Source organism: Desulforhopalus singaporensis (assembly GCF_900104445.1).
GTDB classification, from domain to species: domain Bacteria; phylum Desulfobacterota; class Desulfobulbia; order Desulfobulbales; family Desulfocapsaceae; genus Desulforhopalus_A; species Desulforhopalus_A singaporensis.
Map to the genome: position 1 here is coordinate 1 of NZ_FNJI01000039.1, position 24,738 is coordinate 24,738.

Below are 24,738 nucleotides of genomic sequence, written 5' to 3' on the forward strand. Positions count from 1 at the left end.
ATCTGCCACCATAGTCTCCACTCTTCTCCTACTGTCTGCCACCAATTGTTGCTGTGCCGTGACAAGCTGGGACTCTGTTCTGGCAGCCAACATGAGGTCAGCCCCTGCACCCGCAAGTGCTGATGCGATTCCATAGCCTATTCCCCTTGCACCACCGGTAACAAGAGCAACCTTTCCAGCAATAGAGAATGTTTTTTCAAGATAATTGTCCATAAATTTTCCTCTGACTTATGATTGATGATGAGAATATTGCAAAGGGTGTTCCACACTTAAGACAAACAGACAATTAACTGTATAAGACGATGAAAATATGGATATTATAGAGATCGTTTAGCTCCAGCTAAACATGGTGACTGTTCCGGCAAGTGTGTTTCGATATGGAACATGTGTCCCATTTAGGAACGCACTGGACATGTATCGATTGCTGTTTCTGTTTTAAAGTCAATACTGGCAGGGATTTTCTATGCTAGTATAGCATAACTGTCATTCAGCGTCCAAAACAGAAGTGGTCCCAAAAATTTAAACAAGCCGTTAAGTGGAAAAACTGCTAACCTGATCCTGCTATAAAAGCAGTAGACATCTCGGATAAGTGAAGTCAATTGGAGGGTGTCCATGAATCTTTCTGCCTCGTGCCGATCTTACTTCCTGCTATTTTCCAGGAAATCATCCGCCACGTCGCACAATACTTTCAGGATGTTAAGAAGTTGTTTGTCTGTTAGTTCGCCGCAATCCCCCCTGCAGAGCCAACCTAACAACAGGTAAGCGTTACAGCTATTGGTACTTCAGAACGAATTTGACGGAACCACCAACGCTACGGTGAAATATTTTGCAACAACCTAATCAGCTCAATATTTTCTCAAGACAACCAGCGGCTCCCCCGGATCAGGCGAAGCTCGCTGGACGATTGCTTCATGAGTCCATTTTCCCTAGCACTCTCATGCATTATTTGCCGTTATCCATGGGAGAAAACCAAACCAGCATATAAAAAGGAACAGTGTTCCGAACAATCAATACGCTCCCTTTGTGTTTCCTTCCTGCTCATTCGGCTACGGATATCCTTTTTCCGCAGGCAAACCCCTGATGGACGGCGTCGGACACCAATCCAATCTTGAAAGCGTCACCCACGACTTGATAAGGGATCGCCCTCTGCTCGAGTATTTCCTGCAAGGGATTATAAGGTTTGGCGCCACCGGCAAGCACTACAGTGTCGGCTGGAAGCTCGGTTACCTGTCCGTCACTTTCTATCTTTACGCCGGTTGACGTTATCTCAAGGGCCTTGGTATCCTTAAGCATAGATACACCTGCCCGTGAGATATCTTGCATCATGGTCCACCGCGTACTCATCCCTATATCTTTTCCAATTGCGGGAAGCATTTCGATAAGAACAATTTCCTTGGTTCCCCGGGTGGCCAGCTTATAAAGGACATCAGGGTCTTCCGCCTGATTGGTAAAAAGGAATTTCAAAGCATCCCCTGACAGAGTCCCCTGCTCGGCGACAAACAACGCCGTTTCGACCCCCACGGCCCCGCCGCCTATCACCACCACCCGCTTGCCGACAGACACCTTGTTCAGCAGGACATCCCAGGCCTGTACGACATTCGGCAGGGTCACCCCGGCAATTGGTGGTGTCAGGGGAACCGCACCGGTGGCCAGAATCACCTCATCGGGAGTCTCCATCTCAATGATCCGCACGTCCACCTTCGTGCCTGTCTTCAATTGAATACCACGTGCGATAACATTGTTGGCCAGATCATTTGCCAATTTGATAAATTCGTCTCTGCCCGGCGGCGCGCCTGCCAGATAAAGCTGTCCTCCAAGACGTGTACTTTTCTCGTATAGGGTTACCTTATGACCACATTCGGCAGCCGCCAATGCGGCACTCAAACCTGCAGCCCCCCCTCCCACGACCAAGACCTTCCTGGGAACCGCAGCCAATTGCTGCCGGTATTTTTTCTCATGGCCTACCTTTGGATTGCAAATGCACTGGATAGCTTTTTCTTTAAACAAATTATCAAAACAGCCCTGCCCACACGCAATACAGTGTATTATCTCTTTTTCCCGAGCCTCTTTCACCTTTCTCGGTAAATTCGGGTCGGCAATCAGCGATCTTCCCATACACACCATGTCGCACATCTTTTCACTGATCAGGTTTCGAGCGGTTTGCGGATCATTGATTCGATGACCGACCATAACCGGCACATCAACGACTTCCTTCATCCCCTGAGATAAATAACCAAATATCCCACGAGGAACTGCGCTAACAATGACAGGGACTCTGGTTTCGTGCCAACCAACGTTAATATTAAGGGCATCCACGCTTTCCGCGACAAGAGCTTTTGCAAACTCTCGAAAATCCTCTTTACTGTTTCCATCCGGCATGAAGTCGTTTCCATTCATCCGTACCACTATGGGAAAATCCTTCCCTACCGCCTGACGAATTGCTTTGATCACATCAACGCCGAAACGCATCCTGTTCACTAGGCTACCGCCATACTCATCAGACCGCAAGTTCGTCAGCGGCGAGAAAAATTCGCTGACAAGATACCCAGTACCGCACAGCACCTCCACACCGTCGAACCCTGCCGTCTTTACCCGAAAAGCAGCTTGAGCAAACCGGCTGATAATCTGGCAGATCTCGTCTGCAGTCAACTCTCGCGGCAATTCACGGGTTAAGCGAGAGGTAACCGACGACGGCGCCACCGCTTGCCGGTTGCCGATATGGCGGGACATGGCATACCGACCCCCATGGTTGAGTTGAACAAAGGCACGGGCCCCGTTTTCCTTTATGACATCCGCCAAGCGACTGAGGCCGGGAATAAACTCATCCCGGTGGGCACCAAGGCAGAGGGGGCCGCCGCCCGAGAATTCGTCGACTGTTGCCTGTCCGACGGTAATCATCCCGACCCCGCCCCGTGCGCGCTCACCATAGAACTCCAACAGACGGTCAGTAACCTGATAATCATCACACATATTCATGTGCATAGCCGGCATATTGATACGGTTTTTGATTTCAAGGACATTAATGTTAACAGGTTCGAAGAGAAGGTCTCCCATTTTTCCTCCTGAAACAGAATAGATGATTGGCATTTATAGCCATTGAGTATTTTCAGCTCCGCTTACTCATCAGGGCTCTCAGATCATCAATACGCCGGTGGTTGTCATCAGAGCCGATATAAGTCCTGAAAAGCCACTCCTGCATGCGCATCGCTTCATCGAGCCCCTGGTCGAGAATCATATTCGCCAGTTGCTTGCTTTCCTTCAGGCAACCTCGATCGAATCGAGCCATTTCACAAGCGATTTTGTTAACCGACGAGAGAAGCTCACCTTCCGGAAACACCTTGCTGACGTAGCCCATGATTTCGGCCTCGCGCGCATCGTAAATACGACCGGTCAACGCTACCTCCTTTGCTCGTCCCAGACCTATAATTCGCCACAGAGGGTCCATGATGGGGGTGAGCGAAAGGGCGATCTCCCGTTGCCCAAATTTGGCCCGCTCGGAAGCATAACGGATATCGCACATCATGGTCAGATCAAAGCCGCCGGCAATGGCCGCACCGCCTACGGCACAAATGACAGGCTGACTACAGAACATAATTGACCGGTAGGTTCGGTGGAAAAGTGCGGTGTAGTTCTCATTGGATACTTTTTCAAGCTTGCGGATCTCGTCCAGGTCGAAGCCAGCACTAAAATATCGTTCCCCACCCGTTAACACGATGACGTGAACATCGTCGCGGTTGCTCAGTTCGCCGAACAGGCTCTCGATTTCCACCAACACTTCGGGGGAAAGGCTGTTAGCCTTGTCAGGGCGATAAAGGGTAACAGTTGCCACATTGGATGTTATATCCAGCTTTAAATATTTAGCCTGCATTGCTTAAACCTCTCCGAATGTATGGTTAGTTATGGTTAGTACCTGAACGATATCGTTTGTCGCATACCAATAATCTTCCCTCTTAACGAATAAGCTTTAGTTCATTCTTTTGTCGGACACAGTCGAATTGCCAGCATAAATCCCAAACAGTTATTGTTTGTGTAACGCGTTTGCCTTATGATCTCCACTTCGGGCATAATCCCTCCTAAATGGTCCCGCACTGGCTCGATCATTTTTAGCAGGCCGACTGACTGTCGGCAGTACCACTGCACCACCATCCAAGATCACCCTTTTGATACGCCGCCAAACCACACTCACCCTTGAATTTTGGCAATATCTCTCCAAGCGGGATACCGACTTCCTCTGATTCAAGAAATTCCCTGACCGTACGATTGCTGAATGCTCGCATTCCATATGGCTGAAACAAAATTTCCCTTACTCAATCATTGGTATTGCTCCATCAATAATCGGTTATCCCATCCCCAGGATTTCGGTCACTCGTGTCTTCCACATACCTCTTTGCTTTTCTGGTTGACCGGTACAACAAACATCATCAATCGTGTATTGTGCGGCTTGTCTTAGGGGATTTCAATGGCACATGCCATGGACACTCCACCACCGCCGCACAGGGTGGCAAGGCCGAGACTTTTACCTTGTCGACGCAAAGCATGAATCAGGGTCACCATCAATCTTGCTCCTGTTGCGCCGATGGGATGGCCGAGGCCAATGCCTGAACCGTTCACATTGGTCTTTTCCCGATTAAGTCCGAGTTCTCTTTCACAGGCTATATACTGTGCAGCAAAAGCCTCATTAACCTCGACCAAGTCAAAATCGGCAATCTTCAAACCGCTTTTTCCCATGAGATCATGCACCGCAGGTACTGGGGAAAGCCCCATCACAGAAGGATGGCATCCACCCTTGCCAACCGCTCTAATTCTCGCCAGCGGCTGCACTCCAAACTCATCGGCCATTTCTGCGGACATGAGAATCATGCCGGCGGAACCATCATTGATGCCACTGGCATTGCCGGCGGTGACCTTACCAAGTTCCGGCACGAATGCAGGGGGTAACTTGGCTAGATCGTCCATAACCATTCCCGTCCTGAAGTGTTCGTCTTTGTCGAAGAGCAGAGGACTTCTTTTTCGCCGGGGGACATGAACCGTAACGATCTCTTCCTTGAATGCCCCGGTTGCTGTCGCCCGTTCGGCATTATTGTGGCTGCGCATAGCGACCTCATCCATTTCTTCGCGCCCAATGCCAAAATGTTGAGCAATAAATTCAGCCGTATGCCCCATGGAATAAGGCTGTCCGGCAAACATTCTCAGGGGTAGTGTTGCACTGTCAACCGGTCCGTCTTCTGGGTGGGGGATCAGATGCGAACCGCAATGCAGCGATCGCATTAATGCATCGACGAAGACCTGATCCTGCAATCGGCATCCCCACCGTGCGTGGGGCACCTGATAGGCCACCCCGGACATGTGCTCTACCCCGCCGGCAAGGATCACGTCAGCCATGCCAGCTTGAATCATCGCCATGCCGGACAAAGCTGCTTCCATACCAGAAATACACACCCTGTTGATGGTCACCGCAGGGACTGCATCCGGGATATTAGCCATAAGAGCCGCCACTCTGGCCGTATTGAGGCTATCGGCCGGTTCGATGCAGCAGCCATATCGAACATCATCTATCATGGTGGGATCTATCCCGGACCGACTAACAGCCTCCTTCATGGTGACAGCAGCCAAATCAGCCGCTTGCACGTCTTTCAGACTGCCACCGAAGGTTCCGATAGCCGTCCGACACGCTGAAATAATAACTACATCTTTCATGGTCCTTTCCGATGAAAATTATTTTCTGCGACCAGGCTGTACCCGGTACACCGTAGATAGCGCAAGCCGTGAAATAAACCAGCCGGTGCCTCTCTATTCATTTGCCTTGAAATACAGGTTTTCGTTTTTCCAGAAAAGCTCGCATGCCCTCTTTTTTATCTTGCGAAGCAAATAACAGTTGCAGCGCTTTACGTTCCAGCATAAGCGCACTCTCGAGCGAAAGATCCTGCCCCGCAGTGATGACTTCTTTTATTTGAGCGAGCCCCAGCGTAGCATATGACGCAATCTGAGATGCCATTTCTATCGCCCTGCCTTCAACATCTGCATCGGGAACAACTTCGCTCACCAGCCCCATGGTGTTTGCTTCCCGGGCCGACACGAAGTCACCGGTCAGCAGCATTTTCATCGCCTTGAATTTGCCGACCGCCCTTATCAGCCTCTGGGTTCCTCCCCCCCCCGGCATTACACCCAACCTCACCTCCGGCAGACCAAATTGCGCATTTTCGCCAGCGATGATGATATCCGCGTGCATGGCCAACTCACAGCCACCACCCAGCGCATATCCGTTGACGGCTGCTATCAAAGGCTTGGAAAATTCAGCTATCGGTTTAAGGAGCTTGTGTATTCCCCTGGACATCATTTCGATCGTTCCAGCATCCATCATCTCCGCAATATCAGCGCCGGCTGCAAACGCCTTTTCGTTCCCTGTCAAAACGACACATCGCACATCGGCGTCGTTAGTCATTTTATCGAACAACTCTGCAAGTTCACGCCGGACCTCCAGGTTAAGGGCGTTCCTGACCTCAGGTCGATTAATGCGGATAAGAGTCACGCCACTGACTGGAAACTCTGTAATGATTGTGCTCATATTTCATTCATCCTTGTAACAACAAAGTAAGCTAATCGTTATCTATTTCCATAACCACTTGAAACTTATAAAGATTCATCGAATGCAACGACATATCTTCCCTGAGTTTCCCCTTTTAGCATGCCTCGCATAAATTCGGGCAAATCACCAAACGTAATAAGCTTTACGATATCTTTTATATGGCGAGGTTTGAGATCCGTTGCCATCCGCTCCCAGATGAGCTTTCGAAACGGTATTTCCGTGTTGGAGTTAATGCCGAGCAACCGAACCCCTCGCAGAATGAAGGGGAAAACGGTCGTTTGAAGTTCTATTCCCGCAGTGTTGCCGAAGCTGGCTATGACCCCATCAGGAGCGGTAGTCCGCAGCAACCAAGCCAATACATGGCCTCCTGTTGTATCAATTGCCCCAGCCCACTCACCCTTTTCTAGATGTCTCGTGACCGCAACATCTTCCGGCGTAGCAATTATCCTCCTGGCACCAAGTTTGTTCAAATAATCATGCAGCTGTTTTTTTCGGGTTACAGCCACCACTTCGTAACCTAGTCCTGAAAGCATATCGATTGACAGGCTTGCCGCACCGCCTGTTGCCCCCGTTACCGCTATCGGTCCGTTTTCCGGTTTCAGCCCGTTTCGTTCCATCTCGTTAATCGAAACAGCAGCGGTATGACCGGCTACCCCCAGTGTGGCCGCCTCCAGCATTTCAAGATTACGTGGCAAAGGTATAACCCATTCAGCCGGCACACGAACATATTCAGAAAACCCGCCATCATGTTTTACCCCTATGCCGCGACCATGAACAATGACCTTATCACCCTCTTTGAAGGCAGCGCTTTTGCTTTCCACAACAACACCTACCGCTTCGATCCCTCCGATGCAGGGGTACCGCTCTATGATCTTTGCCATACCTAAACCGGCTAAGGCGTCCTTGTAATTCACTCCCGCATAGGCCGTCTTAATAACAACGTCACCAGCATCCAGCTCGTCTATGGCACACTCGACTATTTCGCCAGAACCCTTTCCTTCATTTTCTTTAATTCTGAACGCACTGAATTTCTTCATGATTAGATCCATTCCTATTTGTCAGTAGTTAGTTCCGACCAGTTTCACTATTTTTCCTTGCTCCATGCCGTCATTTTTCGTGATATTCATACAATCTCGAGGATCTTAGCTGAGCGCTTCCGTTTGACATATTTTCGTACAGCAGGCCATACCAAGAATAACGCTGTCGCAATAAAAAGTACCAGCGCAATGGGGTGAGTAAAAAATTGCAGAAAACTTTCATCTGTAAGAATTAATCCCTGCCGCAAACTTTGCTCTATCAAAGGGCTCAAGACAAACCCGATCACAACCGGGGCAAGCGGAAATCCATTATAGCGAAGAACAAAACCCACTATTCCCGAAACAAAAACCACCAGGAGATCAAACGGATCAACATTGATACTGTATATGCCAAGAGCAACCAGAACGATAATGCAAGGCATGAGCAACTGTTCCGGTATTCGCAGGATTCGTGAGAAAATCGGCGCCAGCAGTGCACCAAATATAAACATCGCAAAATTTGCCGCGAACAATGTCAGAAAAATAAAATATACGATATCCGGTCGTTCCGTAAATAAACGAGGTCCCGGTGTTACCCCTTGAATTACCAGTGCACCAAGCATAACAGCCGTGATGGGATCCCCTGGAATACCAAGTGACAAGGTTGGTACTAAGGCACCGCCAGTGACAGCATTGTTTGCCGATTCAGAAGCAATAATACCATCTGGTTCTCCAGTTCCAAATCTGGAAGAATTAGGAGAGCTGCGCTTGGCTTCAGCATAGCTCACCATCGAGGCTGCTGTGGCTCCTATACCAGGTAATGCCCCAACCCAGGTACCGATCAAAGTTGACTTAATCATAACACTGAAGCGCTGTCGCAGTTCAGAAAAAGATGGGATTTTGAACCCCGCTCTAATGACAATGTTCTGTCCAGAGTGTTTTTCCGATAGTCTCCAAAACACTTCTGACAAGGCAAACAATCCAACAAGAAAAGGTACAAGTCCTATACCAGCTGAAAGCTCAAAGGAATTAAAATCAAAACGGATATCACCGGTCAACGGATCCTGGCCAACAACAGCGGCAAAAAGCCCAAACAATCCTGCGAGGACCCCTTTGATGATATTTTCTCGAGCGACACTGACGATGCAGGTTAGGGCAAACAATCCAAGAGCAAAATATTCAACCGGTCCGAATCGCAACCCGAAACTGGCAAGAAGGGGTGCAGCTGCAGCCAAGATGATCGTTGAGATGACCCCTCCAGCAAAAGATGCCGTTGTAGCCCAGCCAAGAGCTAGATCAGCGCGCCCTTTTTTTGCCATAGGATGTCCGTCAAACAATGTTGCAGCGGATTGAGGTGTGCCCGGAGTGTTTATCAATATGGCAGCAATTGACCCGCCATAAACCGAACCACAATACAATGCAAGCAACAGAGCAATGCTGGCTTCTTTAGGTAAAACAAACGTTAAAGGAAGAGCCATCGTAATACCTAAGATAGACCCCAAGCCAGGCAATGCTCCAATTATTATACCCGCAAAAACCCCTACAGTAATCGCTATTAATGAAGCACTCTCCAATACCATGTTTACAGCAATAAACAGTTCATTCATCACAAGAGTACCTTCTTTGGTAGATTGATATTTTAAAACATTGATCGTAGCGATGGTAATGCAATTCCTGGCGGCTGAACATTGAGTAAATCATTAAATCCATACCACACCAACAGAGTGAAACCGACGGTCACGGAGACAATTACCCATGGTCTTCGAGCGCCAAGAAAACAACTCATGCTTGGAATCAACAACAATGTAGCCCAAATAAAGCCAATGTTCTGAAACAATATCAAATAAATACCCGTAGCAATCATCGCCCCACTCAGAACTCTGCTATCAATTGCTGGAATACTATCAGCAGAACTCTTTACCATACCCCGTATGAATAAAATGATCGCTGCCCCCATCATTAGGACAAGAAGGATCCGCGGATACCACACCGGATTTTGAGAAATTGCTCGTCCAGCCACCCGGTATTCGAAACTCACCAAGTAAAGAAACCCTGCAGCGGCCATGAAAATAGCTCCATAGATTTTGTCTAACGTGCCGGTTTTCATTGATTTCTCCATTCTTAAATCGGGATTACAGGCAAACTTTTTAAATCTACCTACTTTGTTAAAAGCAACTTTTTGATCAAACGACCATTCGTCTCGGAAACGCTTTCAACCTGTGCCTTGAAATTAACTGGATCGAGGTATTGCATCTCACTTCCAAGCTTGTTCAGAGCGTTTTTAAGTCGTTTTGACTTTGACGCTTCTACACAAGCAGCACTAAGACGTTCTTTTACTTTTTCAGGAATTCCTTTAGGACCAATGATTCCTCCCCACCAGGATGCGGTTATATCGTAGCCCTGTTCCTTTGCAGTGGGTAAATCCGGCAATGAATCCACACGATCTTCACTAAACACGGCAACCGCTTTGACTTCTTTCTCGACAACAACCGACGTGGGCATGAGGTACATGTCAACGTGATTACCAAGCAATGCAGTGACACCTGGGCCGTCTCCGGTAAATGGTACATGCTTGATTTTGAGATCGAATTTTTCCAAAAATTGTTCCATGGCTAAATGAGGGAGTGAACCTGGACCTGGACTTCCGTATGTCAGTTCATTCGGATGGACTTTGGCATAATCAACCAATCCATTTAACGTAGAGAAGGGAGAGTTTGGTTTCACTGCCAATCCATATGCACTGCTAAACACTTGGCATATATAATCAAAAGAATTGTGATCATATGGCGTTTTACGCATGTGAGGCTGATTAACCAGCGGTGCGGCAGGTACAATACCAATGGTATACCCATCTTTTCGAATTCGCGCTATGGATGCAAGTCCAACTGTTCCAGCACCACCACCGGTATTGCTGACAACCACGTTTTTACCAAAATAATCCGTCAACTCAACCGAAATAGAACGAGCCATTATATCGGTGCTACCGCCCGCAGGGAAGGGGACAATTACCGTGATTGGTTTGGATGGGAAATCACCGGCAATCGCGCTACCACTAAGAAAAATCAAGACTAGCGTAATAAAAAATTTAGCTGATATTTGACTGATTTTTTTTGTCATGGAATTTCCTCCTTTTCTGAATAAGATTTTAACGAATTGGTATTTTTTTTGTCGCCTTACCCCCTAAGATGTATCTCTTCTTTTTCGAAACCTTCTCAAATGCGTCTTGGAAACTTCCTCGAAAAGATAGGTATCTTCTTATCGTGAATTATTTTTTAACTACACTGACATGCTGTTGGCAATTATGGAGAAGTCTATTTTAGCCTGACCAAGGCATCGACAACCCTTACACCCTGTCCTTTCGGAAGGACAATCAAAGGATTGATATCTATTTCCCCAACACTACTTTCCAAATCAACGGCCAATTGTGAAAGTTGAAGAATGCAGTCTATCAGTGCCCCTTTGTCCGCCTCCTGTTTGCCGCGAACACCTGATAACACTTTTGCGATTTTTGTTTCCGCCAGCAATTCTTCTGCGTTTTGATGGGTCAAAGGAGCTAAACGAAAGGCAATGTCCTTAAACACTTCGGCGTAGATTCCACCGGCGCCGAACATTATAAGTGGTCCAAAATTTGAATCATTTACAGTACCTAAGATGACTTCCACACCTCCAGGAACCATCTCTTGCACCAATACTCCGTCCGCCGGTTGTTCTACCCCCAGCTTTTTCGGCAGATCCACCAGTTCCTTATACGCGGTTCTTATTGACTCTTCATCTTTCAGGCCAATACGTACTCCTCCTGAATCGGATTTATGCGGTATGTCCGCAGACAAAATTTTCATCACAACGGGAAAGCCTATTGTGTAGGCAATGTCGATGGCTTCCTCAGTGCTGTTTGCCACCTTTTCCTTTGTTATAGGGATACCGTATCTGCTTAACAGCTGCTTAGAATCGAACTCATTGAGGGCACCGCCTGCTGAAGCCGAGGTAACCGTCCCAGATTGCGGCTTCGAAACAACAGTGGAGTGGGGCTGTTCGATTGTGGATTTTTTTACAGCCTGGGCAAATTCCCAAAGGGCGCCAAGGCCTCGGGCACAACGAACCGGCGTGCAATAGACTGGTACTCCGGCTTCCTCCAGAATGGGATATGCCTTTTGAGCGGTATCCGGTACCGCGTTCCAAGCCACGAGTATGGGAATATCTCGTTTGGATGCCAATGCGGCTATTTCACGGGCTGCCATTATTCCAACATCACCGGAAAGAGCCGCCAATCCGATCGCCAACATGTCGATTTTGGGGTTGTCGGCGATAACCTGTAAAACAGCTCCGAAATTTTCCGGCGAATTCAACACACTCGCCGTAACATCTAGGGGATTGGCAAAACTTGCAAAAGCTGGCAACAGGGCACGGAGTTGGGCGAGCGTCTCACTACTGAACTCGGTAAGCTCAAGACCGAGTTCAATTGATCGATCAGCCAAGGCTATGCCGGCGCCTCCGGAAATACTCATAACCGCGACGCCTCTTCCTTGAGCACGCCGACCCGTGGCAAAGGCTCGCACGCAATCGGCCATATCGCCGACATCATTGACACCTATAATTCCGAATTGCCGAAACGCTGTCTGGTAATAGGCCGAATTTCCAGCCAAATTAGCTGTATGCGAAGCGGCAGCATTCGCTCCGGCTTCAGTGTTGCCTACTTTCCATAAGACCAGGGGTTTGTTCTGCTGAAGAGCTTTCCGGCCAATGGCTCTCATCCGCCGCGCATCCTTAAATCCTTCTACATAACCCGAAATCACTTTTGTTTTCGGATCGTCTAGGAAATACTCGAAACAATCCAGAGAGGTAGTCTCGGCCTCGTTGCCCGTGGAGATATAGTGTCGAAACCCAACACCTTCAGCGTCCATCCCCATCAGCAAGGAGTTGCCAAAGGCACCAGACTGAGAAGTCATACTCACATCACCGGGCCTATAGCGCAAGGCATACGGCGGACCAAAGCCTATATGTATTGTGTCGGAAATGTTCATAATTCCCTGACAATTAGGTCCTATCAGCGTCATGCCAAATTCTCTGGCAAGGGAACATAGACCTTCCTGGACCTGCAGACCACTTTTTCCGATTTCGGCAAAACCTGATGAGAAGATAATGGCAAAAAGAATCCCTTTTCTGCCCGCATCTCTGATAATCTCCGGCACCATACCAGCCGCCACGGCGATGACAAGAACATCCGGTACTTCCGGCAAAGAAGCTATGTCTGGAAAACAGCTGAATCCGGCTATTTCTTTATATTTCGGATTTACAGGATAAATTCGCCCGCTGAAACCATGCTTGAGCAGAATACTGATAGGCTGGCCGCCTATGGAATTAAGGTTTGCCGAGGCTCCGACGATAGCCACAGACCTCGGCGCAAAAAGTGATCCCATATCCAATGAATGTTTGGCGGTTATGTTCATTACTTTTTCTCCTCGAGAGTGTGCCTGGCGATATTGAGCTGATGGATCTGGCTCGTTCCTTCATACAGACGGAACAAGCGGACATCACGATACCAGCGTTCAATACGACTGTAATCGGCTACATAACCAGACCCACCAAAGATCTGCACGGCACGGTCCGCGACCCGTCCACACATCTCCGAAGCAACGTACTTGCATATCGATGCCTCCATCCTGATATTCTCATTGTTGTCGCGTTTACGAGCAGTTTCCAATATCAGGGCGCGAGCGGCATGGATGTCGGCCTGACAATCGGCAATGAGCGCCTTAACTAACTGAAAGTCCGCTATGGGGCGGCCAAACTGCACCCTCTCTTTAGCGTGACCTACAGCTTCCGACAGCATGCGTATGGCAGGACCGGTACAGAGTGCACTGAGGTGAATACGCTGCTTATTAAGAGCTTTCATGCCGGTTTTAAATCCCATTCCTTCAACGCCGCCGACGATATTGTCACGATGAACACGACAATCGTTGAGATAGACCTCCGATACCGGCGAGCCGGATTGTCCCATCATTTTGTAGGGCTTACCCACGCTTAGTCCCGGGGTGTCTCGTTCGATAATAAATGCTGTGATTCCTCGATAGGTTGGATCGTTAACATCAGTTCGAGCGAATACTGTGAAAAATCCGGCAATCGGCGCATTAGTGATAAAGCATTTGGTTCCATTTAAAATATAACTTGAACCTTCACGAATCGCGGTTGTGCGCATAGCTATGGCATCGGATCCGGCTTCCGGTTCGGTAAACGCAAAACAACCAGTTACGTCACCCGATGCAAGTTTCGGCAGATAGAGGTTTTTTTGCTCTTCCGTTCCATCCGCAATCAATGCTTCTGAACCAATACCGGTATTGGTTCCAACCCGTGCACGGAATACAACGGAACACTGAGACAATTCCATCGCCGCCATGGCAAGCTCTTCCGTAGTCAAGCCCGTGCCACCATATTGCTCGGGGATACTCCATCCGTAAAAACCTCTTTCGCGCATGTCCGCAACGATGTCTTCAGGAATCTCGGCGTTTTCCTCTACCAAATTCTCGTTAGGCATGGCTACTTCACGTACCCATGTACGTACATCTGCAATGAATGAATTAAATTTTTCGGTATCACGTATCATTGTTCACCTCGTTTACAATTATTATTGTCCGAACCTCGTTTTCCCAAACAACGTCATGGCACCATCACCATTGCCCATTCCCTCATTTGCAAGGTGTTTTTTTTCAGAATTCCAGTAAAACATCACAGCGTGCGACATTCTCACTTGTTGTTTTCGTGGTTTCCATTACCTCCCCTGTCGACCAAAGCAACCAAGGCCTTGGCTTCTTCAACCATTATCTCACCATATTTATGTAATTTTTCCGGAGTAGCCCTGCTGGTCGGCATCATCAGACTCAGTATAGGCCCTCGCTCATCATTCAACCCATGGAGGGCGATTGCCACCGCCGTGGTTCCTTCGTATCGCTCTCCCGAAGACAGGGCATATCCTTTATCTCTAATCGCCGCAAGGTCAGCCTCAAGTCGCTCAATGTCGACTATTTGATCTCTCCCCTTATTATCATGCAAAAGACGGTGTATTTCTTTTTCAGACAATGTAGCAAGAGCCGCTTTTCCGGCAGCCCCTCGGTGTAATGGAAAAGAAGCGCCGATATCAATTACGTACCTGACAGGATGTAAACTGGGAACCACTGCAACGGCCACCTGCCGGTTGCCTGACCTTTGAAAAAGGCATAAGGTTTCCCCCGTCTTGTCACGCAAACGATACATGAGGGGTCTGATATACGCAGTGTAATCGCTATCTTGCAATAAGAACCGTACGATCTCCAACATTGAGTAGGATAGCCGGAAACGGTTTCCATCCATGATCTGCTCAACCAATCCCTTTTCGACCAGAGGGCTGAGAAGCTCGGTAACCGTATCCACGTCAAGTCCGGACTGTTGGCTCAGTTCAACCGGTGAACAATAATGAGGTGAAAATTCTGCCACTTTACGGAGAATATCGATTGCTCTTTTAACTGATCCCGTCCCCGTTGTACGACCTGTATGAGTGTACCGCTTGTCAAGGCCTCCTCGGCGTAAATACCCTCGCATTTCAAGTGTTTGAAGGATCCTATAGACAACCGGTATTTTCTCATTCATCTTGGCGGCAATCTCAGTCAATGTCATGGAGACAGAAGAAGCTTCAATCAACTCCAGAACATCCAGAGCACGTGAGAGGGTTTGCAATGTATAGTTTGACTCAGACATAACTTTCTCCTTTTCCGTTATAGTTATCTATATAAGATATTTTTTTTGACGTCAACGTTTTTATCTATTATCGTATTCTTTATCTCATATCGTTAAACCGATGACCATTCTGATAAATTGCTCTACGCACATGGTAACTACTCATACCCCCTTAAAAAATAAGAAAGCGCAAAAAACGTTAACAGATATTTGTCAAAATTCTGTTGCTAAGACAGACCGCAATCCTTTAGCACAAAGCACCTTTTGAAGTCGAACATTCACTGAAAAAGTAACGAGATATCCAAATATTGTGGAGCCTCAATCAGCGTTGAAAATTGACTATTTTCCACTTTGAATACTGCCCCCTTTGCGGTACGGAGGACTGAATATCTTTTGTTTTGAAAAGCTATTCATATTAGATGATTAAGAGCTTTGAAACATAAAAGATATTTAAGCCAATGGGGTCAACCTTGGTGGACACCGATTGGGGGGTCAATTTTCAACGCTGATTGACACACAGCTGCTTAACGCTGATGCAGCGTTGGTTACTATCCAGGACCTGCTTGGACATACGAGGATTAAAACAACCCAGCGATACTGTCGTCTTTCTAACAACAAAGCCCGGCGTGACTACTATAAAGTAGTGGACAATATGATGAAAAAAGCAAAGACAATGTATTTACCAGATGATGGCTGGTGACCCGTTCAACCAGTTACCGGTTCCTCCGACGAGCATACTTGAAAGGCCCATTCTAAGAACCGGTAACTGGTATCACTCTTTTAGCAGGAAATTACTTGACTCAGGGGGCAAAAAACAGCGAAAACACTTCCATGGTAACAGTATAGAATAATAAGAAAAAACAGGTTTTGTTACGTATACACAGGAATAATCAACACATTACCAGGTTTCAGCCAGATGAAGGTGTCCAAGACTAACCTGTGCCTGTCACAACTTGATCCATGCTTTTTGCCAGTACGAAATTACAGCAAAAATATCAGAAAACTTGAAGGGAGAATCTATCAAAATTATGAAATGATCTTGGCATTACTCCAAAGAGAGCAGGTATGATCGTAAATTTTTAGCACTATTGGTCAATCCGAGTTTTTGCCGAAGTTTTTTGCGGTGAAAATCCACACCACTGGTCGATATGCCAAGAACTTCTGCAATCTCTTTGCTTGTTCTCCCACTGCGTACGAAGTGGGCAACCTCGATCTCCTGAGGGGTCAACAGCATATTCAGGGAGGAGAGACTGCGGAGGAAGGGGGAAATGATATCGCGAAGATTGGCGTCTATAACCTCTGTCAGCGTACGTTGTTTATCCGAGAGCCTTCCTTGCACTAATTGCTCAAGGTATGGGAGTACGAGGCGGTGGACATTATCGTATATGGTTTCCTCAATCTTTGTTTTGTCCTGCTCCCGCTGTCGCAACAACACCCTGAGGGCAACGTTCGTCTCTTCCAGCCGTTCACGTTCATGACGCAGTTCACCCTCTTTTCGCTCGAGTTTCTCCTGGATTTCCATTATGGGCGTTATATTTTCATGGGTGACGATTACATGACGTTTTTCGTTGTCACGAAAGGGGACAACCCTCACCGCAAACCATCGTTTCTGGGTGGGGGAATGGCAGGGATAGTGATCGAGAAACTCCTGCAACTCTCCGCGAAGAACTTTTCGGATGCCTTCTGCAACGTTGCCATTTTCTCCCGTTGTCACCCCCGGCGGGAGTTCGCATGCCTCGAGATAGTTGCCACCGACTGAATCACAAGGCTCCTCCATACCGTTATCACGGGCAAATTCCTGCCATGCGAGATTTGTTTCGATAATGACACCCTGGTCATCAAGAATAGCCACATGGGCCGACATTGAGTTGACGATAACCTGATAAAGACCGGGTTCAAACATAGCTCACCTCTAGCAATAGTAGTTTTATCTACCAAAAAGCTATTGCTTTCACCCTGTTGTGTCAACCGAAATTCTCCTTATAATATCCGGCAAGAGAAGCGATAGAAATATCGCTGAACCGTAACCACGAATAAAGAGGTATTAAAATGAAAAGCGGATACGAATTACTCTCATGGGTTAATGATAAAGACGGCAGGGAATATGTTTGTACCATTTCCGATAATGGTAAGAAAAAATCCTTTGAGCAACTGACGGAAGAGGAGAAAAGACGCTGCACCAATGTAAATCAGATTGTCGGTACAGAAAGGTGGTAGCAAATCAGGCAGAGAATCTGAGATCGTATAACAACATTCAACAGCCAATAACAGTAGCACTTGACGCGGAAGTCATCTGGAAGATATAGCCCTCCCTTTAAAAGGGAGGGCTTATTTGTAGTTAGCCAGATTGATCATGTTTATTCGTTTTGGAAATAGCGGGATGAGTCGACAACGGCTTTTGCCAAATCTTTGAAAACGAAATAGTGGAGTGGTACCAGCGAGTACCAGTAGAACCTGCCCATTATACCCTTGGGAAGAAAATGGGCTGTCTGAACCAGTTGGTTTTCTTGCACATCAAACTCCAGCCATGCCTGCCCCGGTACTTTCATCTGTGCGTGAAGCAATAATCTTTTCCCCGGCTTCAGGTCGACGACCTTCCAGAAGTCCAGAGCATCTCCCATCCGCAGCTCCGTGCCTGACCTCCTTCCACGGTTGAGACCGTATCCGCCGACAATTTTATCCATCGTTCCCCGAACTCTCCAGAGAAAGTTATAACGAAACCAACCGTTTTCTCCACCGAGCGCACAGACAGCGCGGAATACATTAGCAGGTTGCTCCCCGTTGCGGTAAGGTACGATGCGGATATCCCGAAGAATGGCCCCTTCAGGGGTATCGAACTCCCTGATATCACATGCCTGCTGCGCACTGCTGTCGCACCATCGGCTCAAGACCTGGTTCTGTTCCAACTCTCTCATTGCTGCCCGGACGGTTTCCCGGAAGGGAAATGGCTTGATTTCTGGAAAAAAGCGGATGCTGTTGTCATTTTGCACTATTGTCTCACTCTTTAATCCTTCCACCAGTGCAGATGCGAGCTTGTAAGGAATTGGCGTAAAAAGGATCAGCCAGTACGATGAGAGGTGTGGTGAAAGGACCGGTACGGGAAAAAGATATCGTTTCAGGCCCATCACCTGTGATGCCTGTTCCATCATCTGCTGAAAGCTGAGGTCTTCGCTGCCAATATCGACAATGAGGTCGTCTTGATGGTCGAGAGCGATAGAGGACTCAAGATAGTCGAGAACATTGTCAACCCCTATCGGTTGTGTCCTGGTACGGACCCAGCGCGGGGTGATCATGATTGGAAGCTTCTGGCAGAGATTGCGGATGATTTCAAAACTCGCACTGCCGGACCCGATGATAACGCCGGCCCGGAACCAAATCGTCTGGATCTCTCCCGGCTTGGCGGAGAGGATCTCACCAGTTTCTATCCTGCTCAAAAGGTGCTCACTCGCATCCCCTCTTACTCCCAGTCCCCCCAGGTAGATAATCCTTTTCACTCCGGTGGCAATGCAGACATCTCTGAAATTTTCCGCGCTGGTGCGGTCCCGGGCAGCATAATCATCGCTGCTGCCCATTGAATGGATAAGGTAGAATGCCGTGTGGACGCCGTCGAGGGCATCGTGAAGGCTGCCGAGGTCAAATGTCGACCCTTCCCTGATATCCATCTTTTCGATAAGGGCCGCCTGCACCTTGTGCCGGTTACGAACCAGGAGTCGCAGATTGTACTCCGGACGTAAACGTAGCTGTTGCACCAGGCGCCTGCCGATATACCCGGTTGCCCCCGTAATCAACACGGTCTGCTTTTTCTGGTCATCATGCATGATTTCGTAATTTCAGTTCTGTTGGGTGTGGATTGAGGTAATGTTGCTTGGCCAAGTACTCATCGTACTTTCGCACGTAGTGATTCAGTAACGCGATAGGGACAATAAGCGGAATGTGCTGGTTCTTAAAACTATCGATAACTTCGAGGAGTTCCTGTTTCTCATCTTTAGAGAGCTGCTTTTTGAAGTGCCCCATAATATGCATCAGGACATTGACATGTTTTTGAACAGTCGGTTTCAGTCGCATGCAGGACATTAAATTCTCCTGATATGCATAGAGGAATTCGTCAGGATTAAGGGTACCCGCTCCTGCAGTAATACGGCCAAGTATCCTGTAGTGCTTCTCACTGTGCGCACGCAGAAGGAGTTTATGCTCGGTGTGGAAGGTCACGAGCCGGGCTGGAGTAAAATTATCCGCCACCGTTCTCCACCTCTTATAAACAAAGACTGACTCGATAAAATTTTTCCTCAAGATAATGTCGTGCTGGCGTCCTTCCTCCTCCACTGGCAAGTTCCTCCACCCGTGATTCTGCCCAGGCGTTCATTTGCTCGGTAAGATCGTTACCGCTTTTATTGGTGATAAGACGGGGTGCATCCGGGTTTCCAACCAACTTCATCGACTCTCTGGGACCTCGAGACCACATTCTACTTCTGGGCAGACCGGTACAAAGTCAAAAAACTTTCCAAGAGTTTTAGTAATATACTTGTCGTGTTTGTGCCCCCCGTCATAACGGACCGGATTGCCAAGCAGGCAGGAATTGATACCGATCATGATTTTTTCACCATCACGCATAGGCATACCTCTCGGGAAGAGTTGTTCTTTATGAACGCCACTAAATGTTTATACTTAATTTTAACGAGTAATTGAAGAATAGCAAATCCACGCTTTCTACCAGGTTGATGCCCATAACATCGTCCCCGCCTGGCCCCTTTCCGATAAAAAGAGTATGCGACCTATACCATCCGGCCAAAGATCAAGATATTACTCGACGACTACCTGACCGAACCTCCCCCTGTTGAACACCATATCTAAGATTGGCATGTGTCTCCTTGATATGCTGACACGCCTCAGCCAACCGGTTCCATGTTTCCCCTCAGCTGATCTGCACTGCCCGGGGCCGGAACCCGGCGGAATTTCTGCCCAGGCTGCAGCCAAAATATTCGTGGAACAAGGACTGTCGAACTACGCGGAGACGAGAAATAATTCTTGCTTGGGTGGCCAATACGGTTGGTCTCCTTGGTCGGCGAGAATGCGGAAACAACGGAAGCATTCCTTGAAGAGCTCATTGTTCGACGCAAGCTCGCTGAGAACTTCTGCCTTTATGAACCCCGCTACGACAGTTTTTCCGGGTTTTCGGAATGGGCCCGCAAATCGCTGGAACTGCACCGGGGTGACAGGAGGGAATATGTCTACTCGTTGCAGGAGCTTGAAGAGTTCCGTACCCATGAGCCCCTATGAAACAGTTGTCAGATGGATCTTGTACAGGGGGCAAAACTCCACGGATACCTGCGGATGTACTGGGCAAAGAAAATTCTCGATGGACGACAGGGCCTGGAAAGAGCGGCGAGTTTTCGGCAAGATACGGTATAGGAACGCGGCCGGCTGTCGCCGAAAGTTTGATACGGCCGCCTATATAAATTCTGCTCATGCACGTTGGCGAGATGTGATGGGGGAGGAAGCCCCTGTAGTCCCCCTTTGATGCCTGGTTCTGCTGTCATCGAATTGCGGCTCATGTACCTGACCGGGAACTGTACTTCCATGAATTCAGCTGAGAGACTGCATACCCTGGTGCATACCCTGGCTATCTCGGTTCTCAGGATACTTTCGATGTCGGCACAATCAAGGGTGTCGGCAGAATCTACCACCAAACCTTCGTTGATACCTATTGCAAGATTGCTTTTGCCAAGCTCTACTCCACCAAAACTCCGATTACAGCCGCCGATCTGCTTAACGATAGAGTAATGCCATTCTGAAATGCACCAGTTGCCTTTATTGCGCATTTCTACTGACAGGGTACACGGAATTGCGGCAAGGCAGAAAGCCACGACTATCAGCTGTATCTGGCTATTAACGATATCGAACACACGAAGACCAAGGCCAGATCCCCAGACAAATGGCATAACAGAACGTTTTAACCAAACGATATTAGACGAATTCGATACACTCTTTTTCTGGAAAAGAGTGTATCGAACCTTGCTTGAAATCCAAGAAGATCTGGATATTTTTCTAGAAAAGAAAAAATCTACCCGAACTGACCAGGGAAAATATGGTTCTTCCGGATTAAGCGTACTTTTGATATGAGAGCTGGATTTATAGAGGCTCTGAATTCAATGAATTCTTTAAACAGCCACGACTTTTCGAGGAGCAGGACTCTTCATCTTGCATTTTTTTCTCCCTTCCCTTTTTCAAAGGGAGGGAAGGGAGGAGAGAAAATATTTGAAGCGAAAAAAGCTGCCAAACCAGAACATTTTCCTTCTTTGCCTCGTCCTCAAACCAACAATACTGGGCGATACCGAGAAGTACGCTTAATCTAGAAGAACGGAAAATATTGTGAAAGAAGGACACCACTGGATACATTTTCAGATAGTTTAGAGCTGTGTCGCCAACACCTCCCTGAACGGAAAATTTACCAAGGGGGCGTAACTTAAAAAACAGTGGAGCCGGAGGTCGTATTGTCAACGCTTTTAGTGACTATCGCAGCTATGACTGTCGAACCCGGGTGCAATACAAGCCAGTTCGCTCCAGCATAAACTCTTCCCCATAACGGGTTCAAACATTTTTATCCTTAAGGCCTTCAACAATCATTTCCTTCGTAATCGGCAATGTCATGAATCGCAACCCGGTAGCATTATACACCGCATTCATTACGGCTGGTGTCATTGGCACAGTAGCAACTTCAGAGATACCTTTCGCACCGAACGGGCCTTCAGGCTCAGGATTTTCAACGAGGGTGATGTTATACAGAGGGGTTTCATCAATAGTCGGCAGACCCAATTTGCTGTAGATTTGTTGCTTGGGCATCCCCTGTTCCACTTCAAAAATTTCAGTTAAAGCCCAGCCGATGCCCATGGAACAACTTCCTTCAATCTGTCCTTCGATGATATTGGGATTAATGACCCTTCCGACATCGTGCACCGCGACAACCTTCAGCACCTTTACCTCACCGCTTTTTTTGTCAACTTCGATGATAGCGGCCTGGGTTGTATAGGCGTATGACGGGTAGTTTCTGTATTTATCTCCAGCCTCCCTGCGGCCTTTTTCATCGTGCAGAGCATAGGTTTTAGGGGCCACATATTCAAACTGGGCGGATCGCTCCTCTCCCGGATACCATGGATTTTCCTCCATTTCCTTCAGCAATAATTTTGCCGCTTCCACGACTGCATGGCCACTGTTCAGGGTCTGGCGTTCACTAACTGCTTGCCCATGACGCAAGGTCAATTCTGTATCACCATTTACCAAATGAATATTATCGATGTCTTCACCTAGCGCTTCTGCGGCCAGCTGTCGCATCGCTGTCCTAAATCCCTGTCCCATATCAACGCCCGATACACGCAGCTCGATACTAGCGTCTGCTTTTTTGGTAAAAATGGCTCCTCCGTCATCGACAACACCCTTACCGACGCCGACATTTTTAAACCCGCTTGCCATCCCCCATCCCAAGACCTTGTCCCCGACCGGATACTGTTTCTTGTATTCAGCAAACTCTTTTCTCAGCGCAGACCGACAGATCTTTACAGTATCAATAATGCCGACACTGTAATCAACACACTGGCCTGTGAACGTTATATCGCCCTGCTTCAGGGCATTTCGCAGCCTGATCTCGAAAGGGTCGAGCCCCAGCTTCTCCGCCGCCATATCCAAAGCAACCTCGATGGCAATCGCCGCCTGATTTATTCCAAATCCCCGAAAGGCACCGCAAAGAACATTATTGGTTTTGAGCGAATACCCGTCGACGCGTGCACCCGGAATACGGTACGGTCCACATGAGAAAATCATACTCTGCTCCAAAACTGCCGGGCTCAAGGTCATGTAGGCGCCACCGTCAGACAGAAAACGAGCGTCAATATACTGAATCTGCCCATCCGGTTTCAAGCCGATCTCATAATCAATTTTGTACGGATGTCGTTTAGTTGTCAGAAATATCGACTCTTTTCTGTTCAAAGTTATTTTGACCGGCCTGTTCAAAGCAAAAGCCGCGACGCTGGCAGCCCCTTCCATATATGGATCGCACTTTTTGCCAAAAGCGCCGCCAAGTGGAGGCGCGATAATCTGTATGTCATTTTCAGGCATGTTCATGACGCCTGAAATCATTTCTCTAAGTTCATATGGTGACTGAGTGGTGGCATACAGAATCAGTTTTCCTTCTTCCATGTATGCGAAGGTAGACTCTGTTTCCATACATGCGTGTTCCTGCCTTGGAATGTCATACACGTTATTCAAGACCAGCAGATTATCACTTTTCTTTAATTCGTCTACCTTACCGGTGTCATAGAAGATATGTCCAAACAATGACTCCTGCTCCTTGGCGACCTCCATGTCGAAAATTGCAGGCAAATCCTCATACTCCACGACAACCTTTTTTGCCGCTGCCCTGGCATGTACAGCTGTGTCGGCGACAACCAAAGCAATACAGTCAGCAATCATATTGACTTCATTTTTGGCGAAAACCGGAAAATCAGGCGTCAATAACCCTATTCCGTTGGTTCCTGGAACATGTTGGTGATCAATGACGCTGACAACTCCCGGCATTTCCAACGCCGCACTGTAGTCTATTGACAATATTTTAGCGTGGGCCCGCTGGCTCCAGACGACAGCACCGTGCAACATACTGGGCATTTCGTAATCATCCGTGTACTTCAGGCTACCGTTTGCCTTGTCAATTCCATCCATATCCCACAGTGCTTTGCCCATGGCGATCCCTCTTGGAGCTACCATATCCGCACCGGTCTCCCCGATTACAATAGTGGTTTCTTCCATGGGCTTCAACACCCCGGCGTCTGCATTGCCGCTTAGCCATTTTGCCGCCATTTCAACCGCTTCGATAATTTTCACATACCCCGTGCAACGGCAATAATTCTTTTTCAAACCCTCCATAATCTCCTGTCTGGATGGGGTAGGATTTTTGTCCAGGAGCGCCTTGGTCGCTATTATCATTCCCGGGGTACAGAAACCACATTGAACCGCACCCACATCGAGGAAAGCTTTCTGAATCGGGTGAACCTGTCCTTCAGAAATCAATCCTTCAATGGTCGTAATCGATGCCCTTTGGAGACGCTCCATCCTCGTGACGCAGGACCGCTTCGCTTCGCCGTCTATAATTACGGTACAGGCACCGCAGTGACCGGTTCCGCACGATTCTTTCGCACCTTTTAAACACGCCGTATTCCGTAAATATTGCAATAAGGTCGTGCCCTTCTCAAAGCGAGCATCAATATCCTGTCCATTGATTGTAATGTTCACCGATTCCATGGATATTTTCCTTGTCCTAATTTGTAGTTAAGGAACTAATATAAATTATAAAATGTATATGATTTCTACTATGCACCGAAATTAGCATGCACCCTTCCTCTACGCTTTGGCTGTGGGGTAGTTCGTCAATGGTGGAAACCA

17 protein-coding genes and 2 pseudogenes are annotated in these 24,738 nt (G+C 47.9%); 3 read left to right on the forward strand and 16 right to left on the reverse strand.

The genetic code is table 11. From position 1 onward, the window contains the following. The 13 genes from BLQ17_RS18985 to BLQ17_RS19045 all read right to left on the reverse strand — a co-directional run. Positions 1 to 213 (reverse strand): SDR family NAD(P)-dependent oxidoreductase (locus BLQ17_RS18985; protein ID WP_143005560.1); only part of this gene is annotated, 213 nt, incomplete at its 3' end. A gap of 825 nt (positions 214 to 1,038) precedes the next feature. Beyond that, entirely contained in the window at positions 1,039 to 3,054 is a 2,016-nt protein-coding gene (locus BLQ17_RS18990; RefSeq protein WP_092225737.1) for an FAD-dependent oxidoreductase, read from the reverse strand. 52 nt (positions 3,055 to 3,106) lie between these two features. Next, on the reverse strand, positions 3,107 to 3,868 hold the full coding sequence (locus BLQ17_RS18995) for an enoyl-CoA hydratase/isomerase family protein (protein WP_092225738.1): 762 nt from the start codon (positions 3,866 to 3,868) through the stop codon (positions 3,107 to 3,109). 578 nt (positions 3,869 to 4,446) lie between these two features. Continuing rightward, complete coding sequence (locus BLQ17_RS19000; RefSeq protein ID WP_092225739.1) at positions 4,447 to 5,697, reverse strand: thiolase family protein; 1,251 nt, start codon at positions 5,695 to 5,697, stop codon at positions 4,447 to 4,449. A 97-nt stretch (positions 5,698 to 5,794) separates the two neighbouring features. Next, the gene (locus BLQ17_RS19005) at positions 5,795 to 6,565 is read right to left on the reverse strand and encodes an enoyl-CoA hydratase-related protein (RefSeq protein ID WP_092225740.1); all 771 of its coding nucleotides are present in this window, start codon (positions 6,563 to 6,565) and stop codon (positions 5,795 to 5,797) included. Between the two features lie 65 nt (positions 6,566 to 6,630). Next, positions 6,631 to 7,623, reverse strand: a complete 993-nt coding sequence (locus BLQ17_RS19010; RefSeq protein WP_092225741.1) for an acrylyl-CoA reductase family protein — start codon at positions 7,621 to 7,623, stop codon at positions 6,631 to 6,633. Between the two features lie 86 nt (positions 7,624 to 7,709). After that, a complete protein-coding gene (locus BLQ17_RS19015) occupies positions 7,710 to 9,209 on the reverse strand; it encodes a tripartite tricarboxylate transporter permease (protein WP_092225742.1) in 1,500 nt (499 codons plus the stop codon). A 32-nt stretch (positions 9,210 to 9,241) separates the two neighbouring features. After that, a complete protein-coding gene (locus BLQ17_RS19020; RefSeq protein ID WP_176761319.1) occupies positions 9,242 to 9,709 on the reverse strand; it encodes a tripartite tricarboxylate transporter TctB family protein in 468 nt (155 codons plus the stop codon). Positions 9,710 to 9,759: 50 nt separating this feature from the next. Next, a complete protein-coding gene (locus BLQ17_RS19025) occupies positions 9,760 to 10,719 on the reverse strand; it encodes a Bug family tripartite tricarboxylate transporter substrate binding protein (protein WP_092225744.1) in 960 nt (319 codons plus the stop codon). 194 nt (positions 10,720 to 10,913) lie between these two features. Further along, complete coding sequence (locus BLQ17_RS19030) at positions 10,914 to 13,049, reverse strand: acetate--CoA ligase family protein (protein ID WP_092225745.1); 2,136 nt, start codon at positions 13,047 to 13,049, stop codon at positions 10,914 to 10,916. Continuing rightward, positions 13,049 to 14,203 carry an acyl-CoA dehydrogenase family protein gene (locus tag BLQ17_RS19035; RefSeq protein ID WP_092225746.1) on the reverse strand — a complete coding sequence of 385 codons (1,155 nt, stop codon included), beginning with the start codon at positions 14,201 to 14,203 and terminating at the stop codon, positions 13,049 to 13,051. Before BLQ17_RS19035 ends, BLQ17_RS19030 begins: the two co-directional genes overlap by 1 nt. A 140-nt stretch (positions 14,204 to 14,343) precedes the next feature. Further along, positions 14,344 to 15,330: an IclR family transcriptional regulator domain-containing protein gene (locus BLQ17_RS19040; protein WP_092225747.1), complete on the reverse strand. Its 987-nt coding sequence runs from the start codon at positions 15,328 to 15,330 to the stop codon at positions 14,344 to 14,346. Positions 15,331 to 16,354: 1,024 nt separating this feature from the next. Then, the gene (locus tag BLQ17_RS19045) at positions 16,355 to 17,212 is read right to left on the reverse strand and encodes a PAS and helix-turn-helix domain-containing protein (RefSeq protein WP_092225748.1); all 858 of its coding nucleotides are present in this window, start codon (positions 17,210 to 17,212) and stop codon (positions 16,355 to 16,357) included. 146 nt (positions 17,213 to 17,358) lie between these two features. Here BLQ17_RS19045 and BLQ17_RS22720 point away from each other — a divergent pair, with 146 nt between their 5' ends. After that, positions 17,359 to 17,526: a hypothetical protein gene (locus tag BLQ17_RS22720; protein ID WP_176761320.1), complete on the forward strand. Its 168-nt coding sequence runs from the start codon at positions 17,359 to 17,361 to the stop codon at positions 17,524 to 17,526. Between the two features lie 140 nt (positions 17,527 to 17,666). Here BLQ17_RS22720 and BLQ17_RS19050 read toward each other — a convergent pair whose 3' ends face one another. Both BLQ17_RS19050 and BLQ17_RS23575 read right to left on the reverse strand, forming a co-directional pair. Then, positions 17,667 to 19,127, reverse strand: a complete 1,461-nt coding sequence (locus BLQ17_RS19050; protein WP_092225749.1) for an SDR family oxidoreductase — start codon at positions 19,125 to 19,127, stop codon at positions 17,667 to 17,669. After that, positions 19,120 to 19,920, reverse strand: a pseudogene (locus BLQ17_RS23575) (DUF523 and DUF1722 domain-containing protein). The gene BLQ17_RS19050 and the pseudogene BLQ17_RS23575 overlap by 8 nt, the downstream one beginning before the upstream one ends. A 414-nt stretch (positions 19,921 to 20,334) precedes the next feature. On the opposite strand from BLQ17_RS23575, the gene BLQ17_RS19060 reads away from it, so the two are divergent. Continuing rightward, a complete protein-coding gene (locus BLQ17_RS19060; protein ID WP_143005562.1) occupies positions 20,335 to 20,586 on the forward strand; it encodes a hypothetical protein in 252 nt (83 codons plus the stop codon). Between the two features lie 332 nt (positions 20,587 to 20,918). Further along, positions 20,919 to 21,429, forward strand: a pseudogene (locus BLQ17_RS23295) (IS481 family transposase); the annotation flags it as partial. Positions 21,430 to 21,897: 468 nt separating this feature from the next. Here the strand turns inward: BLQ17_RS23295 and BLQ17_RS19070 are convergent. Beyond that, positions 21,898 to 24,597, reverse strand: a complete 2,700-nt coding sequence (locus BLQ17_RS19070; protein WP_092225751.1) for a molybdopterin-dependent oxidoreductase — start codon at positions 24,595 to 24,597, stop codon at positions 21,898 to 21,900. Between the last annotated feature and the right edge of the window lie 141 nt (positions 24,598 to 24,738).

What these genes read in the sequence shown, in the direction of transcription:
- BLQ17_RS19030 (WP_092225745.1), bottom strand. Translation starts at nt 13,049, where the DNA reads ATGAACATAACCGCCAAACATTCATTGGATATGGGATCACTTTTTGCG.
- BLQ17_RS19020 (WP_176761319.1), bottom strand. Translation starts at nt 9,709, where the DNA reads ATGAAAACCGGCACGTTAGACAAAATCTATGGAGCTATTTTCATGGCC.
- BLQ17_RS19005 (WP_092225740.1), bottom strand. Translation starts at nt 6,565, where the DNA reads ATGAGCACAATCATTACAGAGTTTCCAGTCAGTGGCGTGACTCTTATC.
- BLQ17_RS19040 (WP_092225747.1), bottom strand. Translation starts at nt 15,330, where the DNA reads ATGTCTGAGTCAAACTATACATTGCAAACCCTCTCACGTGCTCTGGAT.
- BLQ17_RS19010 (WP_092225741.1), bottom strand. Translation starts at nt 7,623, where the DNA reads ATGAAGAAATTCAGTGCGTTCAGAATTAAAGAAAATGAAGGAAAGGGT.
- BLQ17_RS18995 (WP_092225738.1), bottom strand. Translation starts at nt 3,868, where the DNA reads ATGCAGGCTAAATATTTAAAGCTGGATATAACATCCAATGTGGCAACT.
- BLQ17_RS22720 (WP_176761320.1), top strand. Translation starts at nt 17,359, where the DNA reads ATGAAAAGCGGATACGAATTACTCTCATGGGTTAATGATAAAGACGGC.
- BLQ17_RS19015 (WP_092225742.1), bottom strand. Translation starts at nt 9,209, where the DNA reads ATGAATGAACTGTTTATTGCTGTAAACATGGTATTGGAGAGTGCTTCA.
- BLQ17_RS19000 (WP_092225739.1), bottom strand. Translation starts at nt 5,697, where the DNA reads ATGAAAGATGTAGTTATTATTTCAGCGTGTCGGACGGCTATCGGAACC.
- BLQ17_RS19025 (WP_092225744.1), bottom strand. Translation starts at nt 10,719, where the DNA reads ATGACAAAAAAAATCAGTCAAATATCAGCTAAATTTTTTATTACGCTA.
- BLQ17_RS19045 (WP_092225748.1), bottom strand. Translation starts at nt 17,212, where the DNA reads ATGTTTGAACCCGGTCTTTATCAGGTTATCGTCAACTCAATGTCGGCC.
- BLQ17_RS18990 (WP_092225737.1), bottom strand. Translation starts at nt 3,054, where the DNA reads ATGGGAGACCTTCTCTTCGAACCTGTTAACATTAATGTCCTTGAAATC.
- BLQ17_RS19070 (WP_092225751.1), bottom strand. Translation starts at nt 24,597, where the DNA reads ATGGAATCGGTGAACATTACAATCAATGGACAGGATATTGATGCTCGC.
- BLQ17_RS19035 (WP_092225746.1), bottom strand. Translation starts at nt 14,203, where the DNA reads ATGATACGTGATACCGAAAAATTTAATTCATTCATTGCAGATGTACGT.
- BLQ17_RS19050 (WP_092225749.1), bottom strand. Translation starts at nt 19,127, where the DNA reads ATGCATGATGACCAGAAAAAGCAGACCGTGTTGATTACGGGGGCAACC.